The sequence below is a fragment of the Mangrovibacter plantisponsor genome (assembly GCF_003182475.1).
GTDB lineage: Bacteria > Pseudomonadota > Gammaproteobacteria > Enterobacterales > Enterobacteriaceae > Mangrovibacter > Mangrovibacter plantisponsor.
On the sequence record NZ_QGTS01000002.1, the window covers coordinates 1 to 15,545 of the forward strand.

The 15,545-nt window shown below is 48.7% G+C and carries 16 protein-coding genes; 10 read left to right on the top strand and 6 right to left on the bottom strand.

Annotated features, from left to right (window positions below; all coding sequences use genetic code 11):
- Window positions 1–721: 721 nt before the first annotated feature.
- Both DES37_RS02735 and DES37_RS02740 read left to right on the top strand, forming a co-directional pair.
- Complete coding sequence (locus DES37_RS02735; protein WP_425451684.1) at window positions 722–1,789, top strand: FecCD family ABC transporter permease; 1,068 nt, start codon at window positions 722–724, stop codon at window positions 1,787–1,789.
- Window positions 1,786–2,574 carry an ABC transporter ATP-binding protein gene (locus DES37_RS02740; protein WP_110024759.1) on the top strand — a complete coding sequence of 263 codons (789 nt, stop codon included), beginning with the start codon at window positions 1,786–1,788 and terminating at the stop codon, window positions 2,572–2,574. Before DES37_RS02735 ends, DES37_RS02740 begins: the two co-directional genes overlap by 4 nt.
- Before the next feature lie 59 nt (window positions 2,575–2,633).
- Here DES37_RS02740 and DES37_RS02745 read toward each other — a convergent pair whose 3' ends face one another.
- Together DES37_RS02745 and DES37_RS02750 are read right to left on the bottom strand one after the other, a co-directional pair.
- Window positions 2,634–3,008: a hypothetical protein gene (locus DES37_RS02745; RefSeq protein ID WP_110024760.1), complete on the bottom strand. Its 375-nt coding sequence runs from the start codon at window positions 3,006–3,008 to the stop codon at window positions 2,634–2,636.
- A 17-nt stretch (window positions 3,009–3,025) separates the two neighbouring features.
- A complete protein-coding gene (locus DES37_RS02750) occupies window positions 3,026–3,901 on the bottom strand; it encodes a glucosaminidase domain-containing protein (protein WP_110024761.1) in 876 nt (291 codons plus the stop codon).
- A gap of 312 nt (window positions 3,902–4,213) precedes the next feature.
- On the opposite strand from DES37_RS02750, the gene DES37_RS02755 reads away from it, so the two are divergent.
- From DES37_RS02755 to mglC, 8 genes are all read left to right on the top strand, one after another.
- Entirely contained in the window at window positions 4,214–4,618 is a 405-nt protein-coding gene (locus tag DES37_RS02755) for an RcnB family protein (RefSeq protein ID WP_110024762.1), read from the top strand.
- A gap of 38 nt (window positions 4,619–4,656) precedes the next feature.
- Window positions 4,657–5,007, top strand: coding sequence for a hypothetical protein (locus tag DES37_RS02760; protein WP_110024763.1), 351 nt, complete (start codon window positions 4,657–4,659; stop codon window positions 5,005–5,007).
- Between the two features lie 279 nt (window positions 5,008–5,286).
- Window positions 5,287–5,955 (top strand): GTP cyclohydrolase I FolE, encoded by a 669-nt coding sequence (gene folE / locus DES37_RS02765; RefSeq protein ID WP_110024764.1) that lies wholly within the window; start codon window positions 5,287–5,289, stop codon window positions 5,953–5,955.
- Between the two features lie 23 nt (window positions 5,956–5,978).
- Window positions 5,979–7,136, top strand: a complete 1,158-nt coding sequence (gene yeiB / locus DES37_RS02770) for a DUF418 domain-containing protein YeiB (RefSeq protein ID WP_036114739.1) — start codon at window positions 5,979–5,981, stop codon at window positions 7,134–7,136.
- A gap of 155 nt (window positions 7,137–7,291) precedes the next feature.
- Window positions 7,292–8,293: an HTH-type transcriptional regulator GalS gene (gene galS, locus DES37_RS02775; RefSeq protein WP_036114741.1), complete on the top strand. Its 1,002-nt coding sequence runs from the start codon at window positions 7,292–7,294 to the stop codon at window positions 8,291–8,293.
- Window positions 8,294–8,601: 308 nt separating this feature from the next.
- Window positions 8,602–9,597, top strand: a complete 996-nt coding sequence (gene mglB, locus DES37_RS02780; protein ID WP_036114744.1) for a galactose/glucose ABC transporter substrate-binding protein MglB — start codon at window positions 8,602–8,604, stop codon at window positions 9,595–9,597.
- Between the two features lie 205 nt (window positions 9,598–9,802).
- On the top strand, window positions 9,803–11,323 hold the full coding sequence (gene mglA / locus DES37_RS02785) for a galactose/methyl galactoside ABC transporter ATP-binding protein MglA (protein ID WP_110024765.1): 1,521 nt from the start codon (window positions 9,803–9,805) through the stop codon (window positions 11,321–11,323).
- Window positions 11,324–11,338: 15 nt separating this feature from the next.
- On the top strand, window positions 11,339–12,349 hold the full coding sequence (gene mglC / locus DES37_RS02790) for a galactose/methyl galactoside ABC transporter permease MglC (protein ID WP_110024766.1): 1,011 nt from the start codon (window positions 11,339–11,341) through the stop codon (window positions 12,347–12,349).
- Window positions 12,350–12,463: 114 nt separating this feature from the next.
- On the opposite strand, the gene sanA is transcribed toward mglC, so the two are convergent.
- The 4 genes from sanA to DES37_RS02810 form a co-directional block, all read right to left on the bottom strand.
- On the bottom strand, window positions 12,464–13,210 hold the full coding sequence (gene sanA, locus DES37_RS02795; protein WP_110025043.1) for an outer membrane permeability protein SanA: 747 nt from the start codon (window positions 13,208–13,210) through the stop codon (window positions 12,464–12,466).
- Window positions 13,211–13,325: 115 nt separating this feature from the next.
- Window positions 13,326–14,210, bottom strand: coding sequence for a cytidine deaminase (cdd, locus tag DES37_RS02800; RefSeq protein ID WP_110024767.1), 885 nt, complete (start codon window positions 14,208–14,210; stop codon window positions 13,326–13,328).
- A 131-nt stretch (window positions 14,211–14,341) separates the two neighbouring features.
- Window positions 14,342–15,034 carry a CidB/LrgB family autolysis modulator gene (locus DES37_RS02805; protein ID WP_110024768.1) on the bottom strand — a complete coding sequence of 231 codons (693 nt, stop codon included), beginning with the start codon at window positions 15,032–15,034 and terminating at the stop codon, window positions 14,342–14,344.
- Complete coding sequence (locus tag DES37_RS02810) at window positions 15,031–15,432, bottom strand: CidA/LrgA family protein (protein ID WP_036114761.1); 402 nt, start codon at window positions 15,430–15,432, stop codon at window positions 15,031–15,033. Before DES37_RS02810 ends, DES37_RS02805 begins: the two co-directional genes overlap by 4 nt.
- Window positions 15,433–15,545: the final 113 nt, after the last annotated feature.

Below are 15,545 nucleotides of genomic sequence, written 5' to 3' on the forward strand. Positions count from 1 at the left end.
CAGAGCGACGGGAGGCAGGAAGCCGACTCGGAGCGGTACCCGAACAGGCCGCCGGGGTAAGCCGAATGTCCGCGTAGCGGCGATTTTGCCGGCCAAAAAAGGGGGGGGCAGGGGGCCATTGCCCCGTGCGGGCGCCGGGCGCAGTGGGTGAGTAAAAGCAGTGTGGCTGACACGGCGCGCAACTGGCTCTGTGCTGGCAGATTACTGTTACTGCGGTGACTGTTCCGTAAAGTCTAAGTTGCCGCTTTAATCCGGTCTCACTGCTGGTGAACAGGGCTGGGGGGCAGCGCAACTGCTGCAATTTTGTTCCCAGTCAGGGAAAACTTACACAATATGTGTTGTTTTTACGTGTATGCGTTGATTTATAACGTCTGCGCGTGTAAAAAATGAGGTTTTTATAACTATAGAATTGATAAGAATTATCATTTGTCTTATCGTTGGCGGGCATATATGCCTGCGCTCGTATTTATTTTGCCTGGTAGTCTCGCTGTGAGCCCTTGTTTACAGCAAGGCAGCATACAAACACTTACGGACGTACCCTGGACAGTGCCTGTATCGGTCTCAACATTCTGTATTGTTGTAGCTGGCGTGTAGCCAGTATGAATAGTTGTTGCCTGTGCGGGTGTTTAACCTGAGAGCCTGGTGGCGCGAGCTGGCAGGCGTTTAATGATGAGCATGACGCCGTAAAGGTTTAGATGTAATGAGTGTAACCTCCGAATCAATGTCACAGTCAACGTCGCAATCATCATCTGCCAACAACGTGATGGGGCGCTACCAGAAGGTGCTGTACCACCGTTACTGGTTACTTGGCGTAATTATTCTTGCCATTCTGGCGTCGCTGCTACTGGATTTTACCCTTGGCCCTTCAGGTTTATCACTGAGTACGCTGTGGCATACGTTGATTGACCCATCCAGTGCTAACCCGGGAACCCGGGTGATTGTCTGGGATATCCGCCTGCCTTATGCACTTATGGCGGTAATGGTGGGGATGGCGCTGGGCCTGGCCGGGGCAGAGATGCAGACCATTCTCAATAACCCGCTTGCCAGCCCGTTTACTCTCGGTGTCTCTTCTGCTGCGGCATTTGGTGCAGCGCTGGCTATCGTCCTGGGTATTGGTATACCCGGCGTGCCTGACCAGTGGTTTATCTCGGCCAATGCCTTTGTTTTCGCGTTAATCGCAGCCTTGTTGCTTGATGCCATCACCCGCTGGACACAAGTCGCGACATCAGGTGTGGTGCTGTTTGGTATTGCACTGGTGTTTACCTTTAATGCGCTGGTTTCTATGTTGCAGTTTGTTGCCAGCGAAGATACGTTGCAGGGGCTGGTTTTCTGGACCATGGGCAGCCTGGCAAGAGCTTCCTGGGATAAACTGGGTGTGCTGGCGCTGGCTTTTGCGGTTATTTTGCCACTTTCAATGATGAGTTCGTGGAAACTTACCGCACTGCGCCTGGGTGAAGACCGTGCAGTCAGCTTCGGTATTGACGTGCGCCGCCTGCGCCTGGCGACTTTACTGCGTATCAGTATTCTTTCTGCGTTATCAGTGGCGTTTGTCGGCCCGATTGGTTTTATCGGCCTTGTCGCTCCCCATATTGCCCGCCTGACATTTGGTGAAGACCACCGTTTTTACTTGCCGGGTAGTGTGCTGATTGGTGCACTGGTGTTGTCGATGGCATCTGTTGCTTCTAAGAATATCATTCCTGGCGTCATCATCCCGGTAGGGATCATGACATCTTTGGTAGGGGTGCCTTTCTTCCTGAGTATTATTTTGCGCCACCGGGGGAGCGTATAATGAGTGGCTTAGTTATTCGCGAGTTTCATGCCGGTTACCCGAAACGCCAGATTATCAGTGATCTGAATGTTGGGCCGTTACCCCGTGGGAAAATCACCGTGTTACTTGGCCCCAATGGCTGTGGTAAATCCACGCTGATGCGTTCGCTGGCCGGGCTGAATAAAGCACAGGGCCAGTTGGTGCTGGACGGTGAAGACCTGATGGCACTGCCTTTTGCGAAACGGGCAGAGAAAGTGGTTTATTTACCACAAAGTTTACCAGCGGGTGTTCATCTGCACGTTCTGGAATCAATAATCGTTGCACAGCGTGCGTCTGGCGGACATGCCAATGCATCCCATGAGCAGGAAGTAATGAGCCTGCTTGAGCAACTGGGCATTTCACACCTGGCGATGAGCTACCTGGACCAACTCTCTGGCGGGCAAAAACAGCTGGTTGGCCTTGCCCAGTCATTGATCCGCCGCCCGGAATTATTGTTGCTCGATGAACCGCTCAGTGCGCTAGATCTCAATTACCAGTTCCACGTAATGGATTTGGTAGCCCGTGAAACCCGCAAGCGCAATATGATAACGGTAGTCGTAGTGCATGATATCAATATCGCTCTGCGCCATGGTGAACATGTGCTGATGCTGAAAAACGGCAAGCTGGTTGCCAGCGGTGAACCTGCAGCAGTCATTACGGCTGAGAGCCTGGCGGAAGTCTATGGGGTGAAAGGGCGTATAGAACGCTGCTCGCGTGGCACACCTCAGGTGGTTATCGACGGGTTGACGACTTCACTGGAAATGTAACCCCTTCAGTCTGTTCAGGCAGGGTGACCTGCCTGAATAAACCGTTCGGCAAACAAGTGTTATTCTGCGGGAGGTAGTAATTTCAGATTACCTTCCGGGTCTCCATCATCAGTTGCCATCTGATGGGTTTTCTGATCGACATAAACACTAAACAAACGGTGTTGTACCTGAGGATCCAGTCCACATTTACCGCCATGTTTTTCCATAACATCAACAAGATCAACGCCTGGCTCTGCATTTGCTGTAAACAGGTATTCTGTACATTCAGGGTTAGTTATTAGCTTTTCTGTTTCAACAGTATGTTTGACTTGACTAATAACGCTTCCTTCTTCATTGGTCATGGTGGTATTAGCCAGTGCAACATGGATACCAGATAGCATTATGAATGTGGCAAATACAGACTGTAACAGAATGCTCGTTTTATTTTTTTTCATTTTTTCACCATGATGAATTAATGATTCACCGTATTCTGGAAAGAGACTGTGGTTTTAATGTCTGGTGCATCATAGTCGCTTAGTCCGTTAGAACGAATAATTGCCAAAATCTTTTTCTCATAGTACGGATCTGATGCATAGCCCGCTACGGCAACGACGTGAATGAATTTTTCTGGTTCATTGCGAAAGGCAAAGGCTCCAGCATAACGGCGGTTTGAGGCCAAAAATTGACCATAATCTTCCGCAGACTCTTCCAATGTGTCATAAGCGCGGAACTTATCTTTTATTACCGTATTTTTCCCTCCATAGTTTTCATGTGTGGTGACGCTGATGGTTTTACCTTTAGTTGATTTACCCTTAACGCCAAAAAATATGTTGCCTGGTGCATGACGTCCCCAATTTGATTCTAAAGCGCCTTGTGCCAGGGTAACCGCTATGGGAACCCCCCAATGTGCTTTCACATTTAGCGCTGCGGGCAATGCACGGTTAAACCATGCCACTTTGTGGTTTACGGGGCGCTGTGATGCATGTCGTTTTATCATTTCCAATAATGCACTATTGGGAATTATTGCAGCATCGTGGGACGGGCTTAGATGCGGATTGTTATTCACCTGAGGGGATGTCTGAACAATTGGTACACTGGTGTGTGGACGTAATGCCCGCTGTGTTGGTCCGTTTTTATTTACAATGGCATCGACATGGTGCATATGGAGAGTGTTTTGCTGAAATTGTGCGATTCTTGCCTGAGTTTTGGGACCAAAAATGCCATCTTCTTTCAGTATTTCGCCTTTTGATTCATGAATTGCCCTGTTGAGTAAAATTTGTACTTTTTTTACATCATCATGGTGATTGGGCTGCCCGATACCGACTCCGGCTCTCAACATCCAACGCATACAAAATCCCTGCCTTAATAGTTAGGATAATATATAAATTATTTAGCTAGTTACCCGGTTTTAGTGGTACCGGGCGACTCTTTTTATTCTTCGAAAACACATACGGAAATTGGATTCTTCTTAAAGTTTATGTTTTTTTAAAAAAAGAGGAATAACACCAAAAGGAAATACGAAGATTAAGATGGCCATTCCAGCATAAAATTCTACGTAATAAACCATTCTTCCAGGAATTCTCCGACATTACCGCTTTTTCACATTTTCTCCACTGTTGGCTTGTAAAACTAAGTCATCCATAAGGAGAAGAGGTGACTTATGAAAAAACTGACTGCATTAGTACTGGTAGCTGCATGTTCCATGACTTCACTAGCCTGGGCTGATGACCATGGGCCGGATAACCAGGGCCAACAACCCTGGCAGGAACAGCAAGGGCACGGGCAGCAAGGCCAGCCACAGGATCATGGCAAAAATCATTATGACCCTAAAAAAATGCATCAGGGCGATCACTTTGCATGGAATGGGCATGACTTCCGGCGCGGGCATCCGGCACCGGATCGCTTCAGAGGCGATGACTATCGTGTGAATGACTGGCGTGACCGTGGTTTACCTAACCCGCCATCAGGGCAACACTGGGCTTATATTGACGGTAACTATGTCCTGATTGCTGCGGCAACCGGTGTGATTACTTCCATCATTCTGAATAGTGCATTGCATCACTAATGCATTGGCGCAGCATGCGCCTGTAAGGAGTTTTGGGTATGAAAAAAACGTACCAGGCTTTGGTTGCTGTTTGCCTGATGGCTGCGGGAGCGACTGCTTTTGCGGCGCAACAGGAAACCGTAAAACATCCTCATCATGAAGGCCAAAAAATGATGGTTCCTGGTGGGCATGGTCAGTTTATGCCCCCAATGATGATGCCACCGGTTTACCAGTCTTCAATGCAAACGTCAGACCCTGCAGAAGCACTGAAAAAACTGACAGGCGATGTACCTGCGCTGGAGAAAGGCAAACGCTATGATGTGCGCATTGAAGTGCGTGAATTACCACCACTACCTTCACTGCCAGCACCAGCTGCGAAAGAAAAACCGGTAGAGCAACCGGCAGGTTAACAGGTTGCTGCTCGTTGATTATTACCTGAGCCAGCGCTTGCGCTGGCTTTTTTTATTTCGCTGGTTGTGAAGTTTGAATCTGGATACAGTCAGAGCAATATCCTTTTTTCTTTCGCTCCGCCAGCCAATAACGTCATCGTGTTTTCTTCTGGTGCATGGCTGTACCTATTTCAACAATAATCCGTCATGGTACTGGATTAAACATGCGCAGTGCCGCAAAATGAGCATAAACTTTACCCCACGCAGGGTAAGGAACGAGACACCTGCAGGAGAAATTTGATGCCATCACTCAGTAAAGAAGCCGCCCAGGTCCACGATGCTCTGGTTGCCAGGGGGCTGGAAACACCGTTACGCCAACCTGCCGAGCAACTGGATAACGAAACTCGCAAAGCACGTATTGCCGAACATATGACAGGCATCATGCAACTCATGAATCTGGATTTGAGTGATGACAGCCTGATGGAAACACCTCATCGCATTGCCAAAATGTATGTCGATGAGATCTTTTCTGGTCTGGATTACGCAAATTTCCCTAAAATCACTGTCATTGAAAATAAAATGAAAGTGGATGAAATGGTAACAGTACGTGATATTACGCTCACCAGTACCTGTGAACACCATTTCGTGACTATTGATGGCAAAGCTACCGTAGCTTATATTCCAAAAGATGCGGTGATTGGTTTGTCTAAAATTAACCGTATTGTGCAGTTCTTTGCTCAGCGCCCACAGGTTCAGGAACGTCTGACTCAGCAAATATTAGTGGCACTGCAAACTTTGTTGGGGACCAATAATGTTGCTGTATCAATTGATGCGGTGCATTACTGTGTAAAAGCACGCGGTATTCGTGATGCAACCAGCGCGACCACCACTACATCGTTGGGCGGGTTATTCAAATCGAGCCAGAATACCCGGCAGGAGTTTTTACGCGCAGTGCGTCACCATAACTAAATTTAACTGCCAGGCAGGATGCAATGGAAAGAAACCTTACGCTCGATTTCATTCGCGGCGTTGCCATTCTGGGCATCCTGCTTCTCAATATAGTGGCCTTTGGTTTACCCAAGGCTGCTTATCTTAATCCCGCCTGGTCAGGCAGTGTTTCATTAAGTGATGCCTGGACATGGGCCATACTGGACCTCTTTGCCCAGGTTAAATTCCTTACGCTATTTGCCTTGTTGTTCGGCGCAGGGCTGCAAATGTTGCTGCCGCGTGGTAAACGCTGGATTCAGTCCCGCCTGACTTTGCTGGTGATGCTGGGGTTTTGTCATGCGGTATTTTTATGGGATGGCGATATTCTTCTGGCATACGGGCTGGTGGGGCTGGTGTGCTGGAGAATGATTCGCGATGCCAGTGGTGTTAAGGCGCTGTTTAATACTGGTATTGTGCTTTATTTAATTGGCCTCGGTGTATTACTGGTGCTGGGGCTGATTTCTGGTGATCACACCAGCCGTTCATGGGTACCAGAAGCAGCACCACTGCAATATGAAGCCTACTGGAAATTAAAAGGCGGAATGGAAGCTGTCGATAACCGCCTGAGCCTGTTGTCCTCTAACTTATTAGCTATTGGCGCACAATACGGCTGGCAACTGGCAGGCATGATGCTGCTGGGTGCGGCGCTGATGCGCAGTGGCTGGTTACGCGGGCGCTTCAGCCAGTCCCATTACCGGCGTACAGGTATGATTCTGGTGGGGCTGGGGTTATTAATTAACGCGCCTGCTGTGTTTGCACAATGGCATTTAGGCTGGCAATACCGGTGGTGTGCTTTCTTGTTACAGTCGCCGCGGGAATTAAGTGCCCCACTGCAGTCCATTGGTTATGCATCACTTATTTTTGGTTACTGGCGCACAATGGCTTCCTGGCGCATCACCATTGCTATTGCCTGTGTTGGCCGTATGGCACTGACAAACTACCTGTTGCAAACGGTTATTTGCACCACACTGTTTGAAAGAGCGGGTCTGTTTATGCATTTCAGCCGGTTACAACTACTGGCATTTGTGCCTGCGGTGTGGCTGGTGAATATTGTGCTGTCTGTTTGCTGGTTGCACTTTTTCCGCCAGGGGCCACTGGAGTGGGTGTGGCGTAAGCTGACGTCACTGGCTACTGGTACGCCTGTTTCATCTACAACCAGATAACGATCCAGATCACAATCATTAACATATCTGCTGTAACCGCTTTCATCCCTGTGATTTTCCTCACGCTGTGTTAACTCACTCGCTGACAAAATAACCGCCACGCCGCAGGTAACGCGGCGACAACAATTTCAAATACCTCTGCCTGGATGATTTGCATGGTCACGATTCGCGATGTAGCCCGTTACGCGGGTGTTTCCGTTGCCACAGTTTCACGCGTCCTCAACAACAGTGCGCTGGTGAGTCCTGATACCCGTGATGCAGTCATGAAAGCAGTGACGCAGCTTGGCTATCGGCCCAATGCCAACGCACAGGCACTGGCGACTCAGGTTAGTGACACCATTGGTGTGGTGGTAATGGATGTTTCCGACCCATTTTTTGGCGCGCTGGTTAAAGCTGTAGATGGTGTTGCCCAGGCGAATCATAAATATGTGCTGGTGGGTAACAGTTACCATGAAGCAGAGAAAGAGCGGCACGCCATTGAGGTACTGATCCGCCAGCGTTGTAATGCGCTGATAGTCCATGCCAAAGCGTTATCTGACCAGGAAATGGCACTGTTTATGGAACAGGTGCCGGGCATGGTGCTGATTAACCGAATTTTACCCGGTTATGAGTACCGTTGTGTTGGTCTGGATAACGTATCTGGCGCATTAATGGCGACCCGAATGCTGATAGCGCAAGGCCACGAGCGCATTGGTTATCTCAGTTCCAGCCACGGCATTGACGACGATATTCAACGCCGCCAGGGCTGGGCCATGGCGCTGGAAGAGCAGGGGATTTCCGCCCGGGAAAGTTGGGTTGCCCGTGGCACGCCCGATTTACAAGGTGGCGAAGCGGCAATGGTGGAGCTCCTTGGCAGTAACCAACAACTGAGTGCGATTTTTGCTTATAACGACAGTATGGCTGCCGGAGCAATGACTGCCCTCAAAGACAATGGTTTTCATATTCCGCAACAGGTATCTGTGATTGGTTTTGATGACATTCCCGTTGCACGCTATACCGACCCACAACTGACTACGGTGCGTTACCCGATTGCTTCCATGGCCCGCACAGCAACTGAACTCGCGCTACGGGGTGCTGCAGGCACACTTGACCAGTCAGAAACCCACTGTTTTATGCCAACACTGGTTCGTCGTCATTCTGTTTCGCCCAGCCAGTAAACTGTGTACCAGATCACTTCTTTCATAAAGAGTTTGATGTAACCGGTTTCAATCTGTGAGTAAATTCACAGTAAGTTAACATTCCGGTTACTATTATGGCGGTGTTTTAGAGGGTGAAACATAATGTAACTGCGTATGAGTGGTTATCGCATAAAAACCCTCTGAACGCTCATAACAAGCAGTAACGGAGTGTTATATCACATGGATGCGTTAACTTTTTTCCCGAAAAGTCGGCGTGATGTAACATTTTGATTACAAACATCCCGCCTGACTGATTTTCATCGTTACCCTGCAAAACCGGAGATACCATGAATAAGAAGGTGCTTACTCTTTCAGCTGTGATGGCAAGCATGTTGTTTGGCGCAGCTGCAAACGCAGCAACCCGTATTGGCGTCACCATCTATAAATATGATGATAACTTTATGTCTGTGGTGCGTAAGGCAATTGAAAAAGATGGTGCAAGTGCGCCTGATGTTCAGTTGCTGATGAATGACTCGCAGAATGACCAGTCAAAACAGAACGACCAGATTGATGTCTTGTTGGCGAAAGGTGTAAAAGCGCTGGCAATTAACCTGGTTGACCCGGCTGCCGCAGGCACTGTGATTATGAAAGCTCGTTCACAGAACGTGCCGATTGTTTTCTTCAACAAAGAACCTTCCCGTAAAGCGCTGGACAGCTACGATAAAGCCTATTATGTAGGCACGGATTCTAAAGAGTCTGGCATCATTCAGGGTGAACTGATTGCGAAACACTGGGCCGCTAACCCGTCATGGGATCTGAACAAAGATGGCGTAGTGCAGTATGTTCTGCTTAAAGGTGAGCCGGGGCACCCGGATGCCGAAGCACGTACCACTTATGTGGTGAAAACCCTGAACGACAAAGGCCTGAAAACACAGCAACTGGCACTGGACACCGCGATGTGGGATACCGCTCAGGCAAAAGATAAAATGGATGCCTGGCTGTCTGGCCCGAATGCCAACAAAATTGAAGTGGTTATCGCAAACAACGATGCCATGGCAATGGGTGCAGTAGAAGCGCTGAAAGCACACAACAAATCCTCTATTCCGGTATTCGGTGTGGATGCACTGCCTGAAGCCCTGGCGCTGGTTAAATCCGGTGCAATGGCTGGTACGGTACTGAACGATGCCAACAACCAGGCAAAAGCGACTTTCGATCTGGCTCGTAACCTGGCAGACGGCAAAGCACCGGCTGAAGGCACCAGCTGGAAAATTGTCGATAAAATTGTTCGTGTACCTTATGTCGGCGTAGATAAAGACAACTTATCTCAATTCGAAGGTAAGTAATTTAATTCCGGCATTGTTTGTCCTTGCTATTCAGGTTACTGAACGGTGGCCTGAATAGTACAGGAAATAACAGCTGCAGATTAATACTGTAGCTGTTAGTACAAAATAATGAGCAATAAATACTTTACCCAAAATAATTCATGGTAAACCAGGTTTAATAAACGTGATGCCGTGTTTATTCGTGGGATGTAGCCAGGTGATGACTATGGTCAGCAATAATATACAGCCGTCAGGTGAGTTTTTGTTAGAGATGTCTAACATTAATAAATCATTTCCTGGCGTTAAAGCGCTGGATAATGTGAACCTGAAAGTTCGCCCGCACTCTATTCATGCCCTGATGGGAGAGAATGGTGCAGGGAAATCAACATTATTAAAATGCCTGTTTGGTATTTATAAGAAAGATAGTGGGAGTATTCTTTTTCAGGGAAAAGAAATCGAATTTCACTCGGCAAAAGAAGCCCTGGAAAATGGGATTTCCATGGTTCACCAGGAGTTGAACCTGGTGTTGCAACGTTCAGTTATGGACAACATGTGGCTGGGGCGCTATCCCACCAAAGGTATGTTTGTCGACCAGGATAAAATGTACCAGGATACCAAGGCGATTTTCGAAGAGCTGGATATTGATATTGACCCAAAAGCACGCGTGGGTACGTTATCTGTTTCGCAAATGCAAATGATCGAAATCGCTAAGGCATTTTCCTATGATGCCAAAATTGTCATTATGGACGAGCCCACTTCGTCATTGACAGAAAAAGAAGTTAACCACCTGTTTACCATTATTCGTAAACTAAAAGAGCGTGGATGCGGAATTGTTTATATTTCTCATAAGATGGAAGAAATTTTCCAGCTGTGTGATGAAATTACTGTACTGCGTGACGGCCAGTGGATTGCGACTCAGCCCCTGGAAGGGCTGGATATGGATAAAATTATCGCCATGATGGTGGGGCGTTCCCTGAGCCAGCGCTTCCCTGAGCGTGAAAATACGCCAGGTGAGGTGATTATGGAAGTCCGTAATCTGACTTCGTTACGCCAGCCTTCTATTCGTGATATCTCCTTCGACCTTCACCAGGGAGAGATCCTGGGTATAGCGGGGTTGGTGGGCGCCAAACGTACCGATATTGTCGAAACGTTATTTGGGATCCGCGAAAAATCAGCTGGCACCATTAAGTTACATGGCAAGTCCATTAATAACCATACCGCGAATGAAGCCATTAATAATGGTTTTGCGCTGGTAACCGAAGAACGCCGTTCAACCGGTATTTATGCATATCTGGATATTGGTTTTAACTCGCTGATTTCCAATATTAAGCGTTATAAAAACAAAGTCGGCTTGCTGGATAATTCCCGTATGAAAAGCGATACCCAATGGGTAATCGATGCCATGCGGGTTAAAACACCCGGTCATAAAACCCAAATTGGTTCTTTGTCTGGTGGTAACCAGCAAAAGGTTATTATTGGCCGTTGGTTGTTGACCCAACCTGAAATACTGATGCTTGATGAACCGACGCGTGGAATCGATGTCGGGGCTAAGTTTGAAATTTACCAACTGATGGCTGAGCTGGCGAAAAAAGGGAAGGGGATAATTATTATTTCCTCCGAAATGCCGGAGTTATTAGGGATAACTGACAGGATTCTGGTTATGAGCAATGGGCTCGTTTCCGGCATTGTTGACACCAAAACCGCCACGCAAAACGAAATCTTGCGTCTTGCGTCTTTGCACCTTTAATCTCAGGGGCTTCTCATGAGTGCGTTAAATAAGAAAAGCTTACTTACCTACCTGAAGGACGGCGGTATTTACGTCGTACTGTTTGTCTTACTGGCTATTATTATTTTCCAGGACCCGACCTTTTTAAGCCTGCTTAACCTGAGTAATATTCTGACTCAATCATCGGTGCGTATTATCATCGCACTGGGTGTGGCCGGGTTGATTGTTACCCAGGGGACAGACCTGTCTGCCGGGCGCCAGGTTGGCCTGGCGGCGGTGATTGCGGCGACCATGCTGCAGGCGATGGATAACGTCAACAAAGTGTTTCCGCACCTGGAAACCATGTCTATTCCACTGGTTATCCTGATTGTCTGCGTGATTGGCGCGGTAATCGGCCTGGTTAACGGCATTATCATTGCTTACCTTAATGTAACGCCGTTTATCACCACTCTGGGTACCATGATTATCGTCTACGGGATCAACTCCCTGTATTACGATTTTGTTGGTGCATCGCCAATTTCCGGTTTTGCACAGCAATTCTCCACCTTTACCCAGGGGTTTGTGCAACTGGGCACATTCCGGTTGTCGTACATTACCTTCTACGCAGCGATAGCCAGTGTTTTTGTCTGGATCCTGTGGAACAAAACCCGCTTTGGTAAAAACATTTTTGCCATCGGCGGTAACCCTGAAGCGGCAAAAGTATCCGGGGTGAATGTTGGCCTGAACCTGCTGATGATCTACGCCTTATCTGGTGTATTTTACGCCTTCGGTGGGATGCTGGAAGCCGGGCGTATTGGTTCTGCCACTAACAACCTGGGCTTTATGTACGAACTGGACGCCATTGCGGCCTGTGTGGTGGGTGGTGTTTCGTTCAGTGGTGGTGTGGGCACGGTGATAGGTGTGGTGACCGGGGTAATCATCTTTACTGTGATTAACTACGGCCTGACCTATATCGGTATCAACCCTTACTGGCAGTACATTATTAAAGGCGGCATTATTATCTTTGCTGTGGCGCTGGATTCACTGAAATACACCCGCAAGAAATAAGCTGTTCCAACTGAAGAACCGCACCTGTTATTCCTGGTGCGGTTTTTTTTGCCTGGTTTCTGGCGCACAGGTAGCCGAGAGAAATTGCGGGCAGGCAAAATAAGCCCACACGCTTTATGGCGTATCAGTCACTTTCTTTTCTGCGGCGCTGGCTTTCTTCTGCAGTTCAAGCAATTGCTCTGGCGTTACAGCGGGGTAGCCCTGATTATCATCAGAAACAACATGAGCCGCCGGAATAGGCACTAATGGCCCCAGAAAACGCGGTTCACGTTTAAAAATAAATAAATCGGCCAGTGCGCCGAGCCGGGCACCGAACTCCCTGAAGCGCACCGACCACATATTTTTCGGGGAAGGAACTGCATAGCACTGTGCCTGAATCCCCATATGCAGCGCAATAAACAGCGCGCGTTCGCAGTGAAAACGCTGGGTGATAATAATAAAATCGTTGGTATCGAATACCTTGCGGGTACGCACTATTGAATCCAGTGTCCGGAACCCGGCGTAATCCAGTACGATATCAGCCGGATCCACACCTGCGGCGATTAAGTCTTTGCGCATGGTCATGGGTTCGTTATAGCTGGTTAATGCGTTATCGCCGCTTAACAACAGGTAATTTACTTTGCCACTGTTATAGGCATTGAGTGCGCCCTGAATACGGTAGCGGTAATACTGGTTAATAACACCGGTGCGGTAATATTTGGCCGTACCCAGCACCACTCCCACCTGGCGGTAGGGCAGGTCCTGGATTTCATCATACACGTAGGGCGCTGTTTGCCAGCTTATCCAGCGGTCCAGGGCAAGCGCCGTTATCAGCATTAACCCGGTCAGGACTAACAGACTGTATAACAGACGCTTAAACATAATCAGTAACGCTCGGCTTGCGGTTAAAGTGTTTTCAAGGCTACTTGACCACTCCGTGAAGAGCAAGCTATCCCCGCCTGGTTGCAGCTATTTTGAGCACGCGATGCTCACATGATCAGGCGAGTACTACGCAGGTTATCTTCTGGCAACCGAGAGTATTCAGCAGTGAAACCGTGCTGTCATGGTGGCTTATCTGCCCATTGGCACGCTCTGCTATTGCTGCGCAAGCGATATCTTCAGCCCCGTAACCACGCAGGCGCAGCAGGTTCAGGGCAACCTGTAATGGGGGTAATGAAGGGTTAAATGCCGCGTTCTCAGCATAACTTCCGGCAAAGATATTGCCGTCATGGGTTTGCAATGCCACCCCACCTGGAGACTGGCTGTAAGGGCAGTGGCTGCGGTTAGCGGAGGCGATTGCCGCTTGTTCCAGTTCCGTGCCTGTAACCGGGAACCCGTGGTTTTCGTTATCCAGCAGCAGTGTGGTGATAGCGAGATCTTTCGGCCCGAAGGCATCCGGCAAGTAATTGCCCAGTGTTGCTGGTGCCCGTTCCGGCAAATGAATTTCCAGCGACAACCCACTGTTGAGTTCATTCATAAACTGGCGGCAGTGCCCACAGGGTGTGTAGTTGACGGTTATCCCGCTCAGGGCCTGCTCCCCACCCATCCAGGCATGGCTAATTGCGCTTTGTTCAGCATGAATGGTTTGTTGCATGCTGCTGCCCGGGAACTCCATATTTGCCCCAAACCACAGGGCTCCACTGGCACCCTGCACCACTGCACCCACATTGAAATGCGAAATACCTGTCCATGCGCAGGCTGCGGCTAAAGGCAGCAATGCAAAAGCCAGGGCGTGCTTATCCATGCCGGTTTGTTGTTGCAAGTGCTGTGTTTGCTCCGGGGTCAACATGGCCGGAAAAGCGCTATCGTCCAGTAAAGGTTGCAGGGAAGCACGAAGTGTTACAGGCAGGGCTTCGAAGGCTGAAACAAAACGGGGATGCATAACATGATGCCTTGTATCAGGTTAATGGAACCGTAGTGTACGGTTCTCATCAACCTGAATATGTGATCAGAATCTAATTATTAATGCAACTCGTGAAATATGTTGCGTATTTCCGAGATTGTGCGCAACTTTTACCCTAAAACCGCCAGAATCACCGGAAAGAGGAACGGAGCAAGCAGCGAAGTAATAATCCCGCAGATAACCAGTGCCAGTGAGCTGAATGCGCCTTCCTGGAAATCCAGTTCTGCACAACGTGCAGTGCCTAACGCATGGGAAGCTGTACCCATAGATAGCCCACGCGAAGCCTTGGTGGTGATGTGCATGACATTTAACAGAGTATGGCCAAAAACTGCACCCAGAATCCCGACATAGATAACACACACCGCGCTGATTGCCGGCAGCCCGCCAATACTCCCGCCTACAGCCATCGCAATAGGGGTGGTAACGGATTTAGGCAATATAGACGCTGCGATTTGCGGTGTGGCACCCATTAAAAGCGCAATACTGGTGCCGGTTATCATTGCCACCATACTGCCAATAAAGCAGATAGAGATAATCGATTTCCAGCGGGCGCGAATTTGGTGAAGCTGTTCATACAGCGGAAATGCCAGCGCCACGACAGCCGGTTGCAGCCAGTCGTTCAGCATCTTGCTGCCCTGGAAATAGTGCTGGTATTTAATCCCGGTGAGCAGCAGAAAGGGAATAATCACCACCATGGAAACCAGCAGCGGGTTAAGCAGTGGGGTTTTAACCACAGAGCCAAGCTTGCGTGCCGCAAAGAACACCACCAGAGTCAGTGGCAACGACCACCAAATATCACTCATTTCTCTTTAACCTCTTTCTGGCCAACCACTTTACGTTCACCGTGGACCAGGTGAGAACTCCAACTGACAACGACCAGAACAACTATGGTACTGATAGTGCACGACACCACGATGGGGCCGAACTGGGTACGCAGTAAATCGAAATACTGCATAACCCCCACCCCAATGGGCACGAACAGCAATGCCATGTAACGAATAAATAGATGGCAGCCAGGTTTTACCCACTGGGCTGGCAGAATTTGTAATGAAAGCAGCAGGAACAGCAGCAGCATGCCAATGATGGAGCCTGGAATCGTAATAGGGAGCAGTGTGGCAATAAACTGCCCGGCATACAGACAGGCATAAATAAAGAAGAAGGCCCGGCAATATTGCCAGATAATAAGCAATGTATGGCGCATTTAAGTAACCCCTGAATGAATGCATTCATCATACAATTAAAAAAGCTTTTGTGCTATGGATCACACCATGAATTCTGGTTATAGCAATAATGCCTTTTTAGTATGGCTGATAC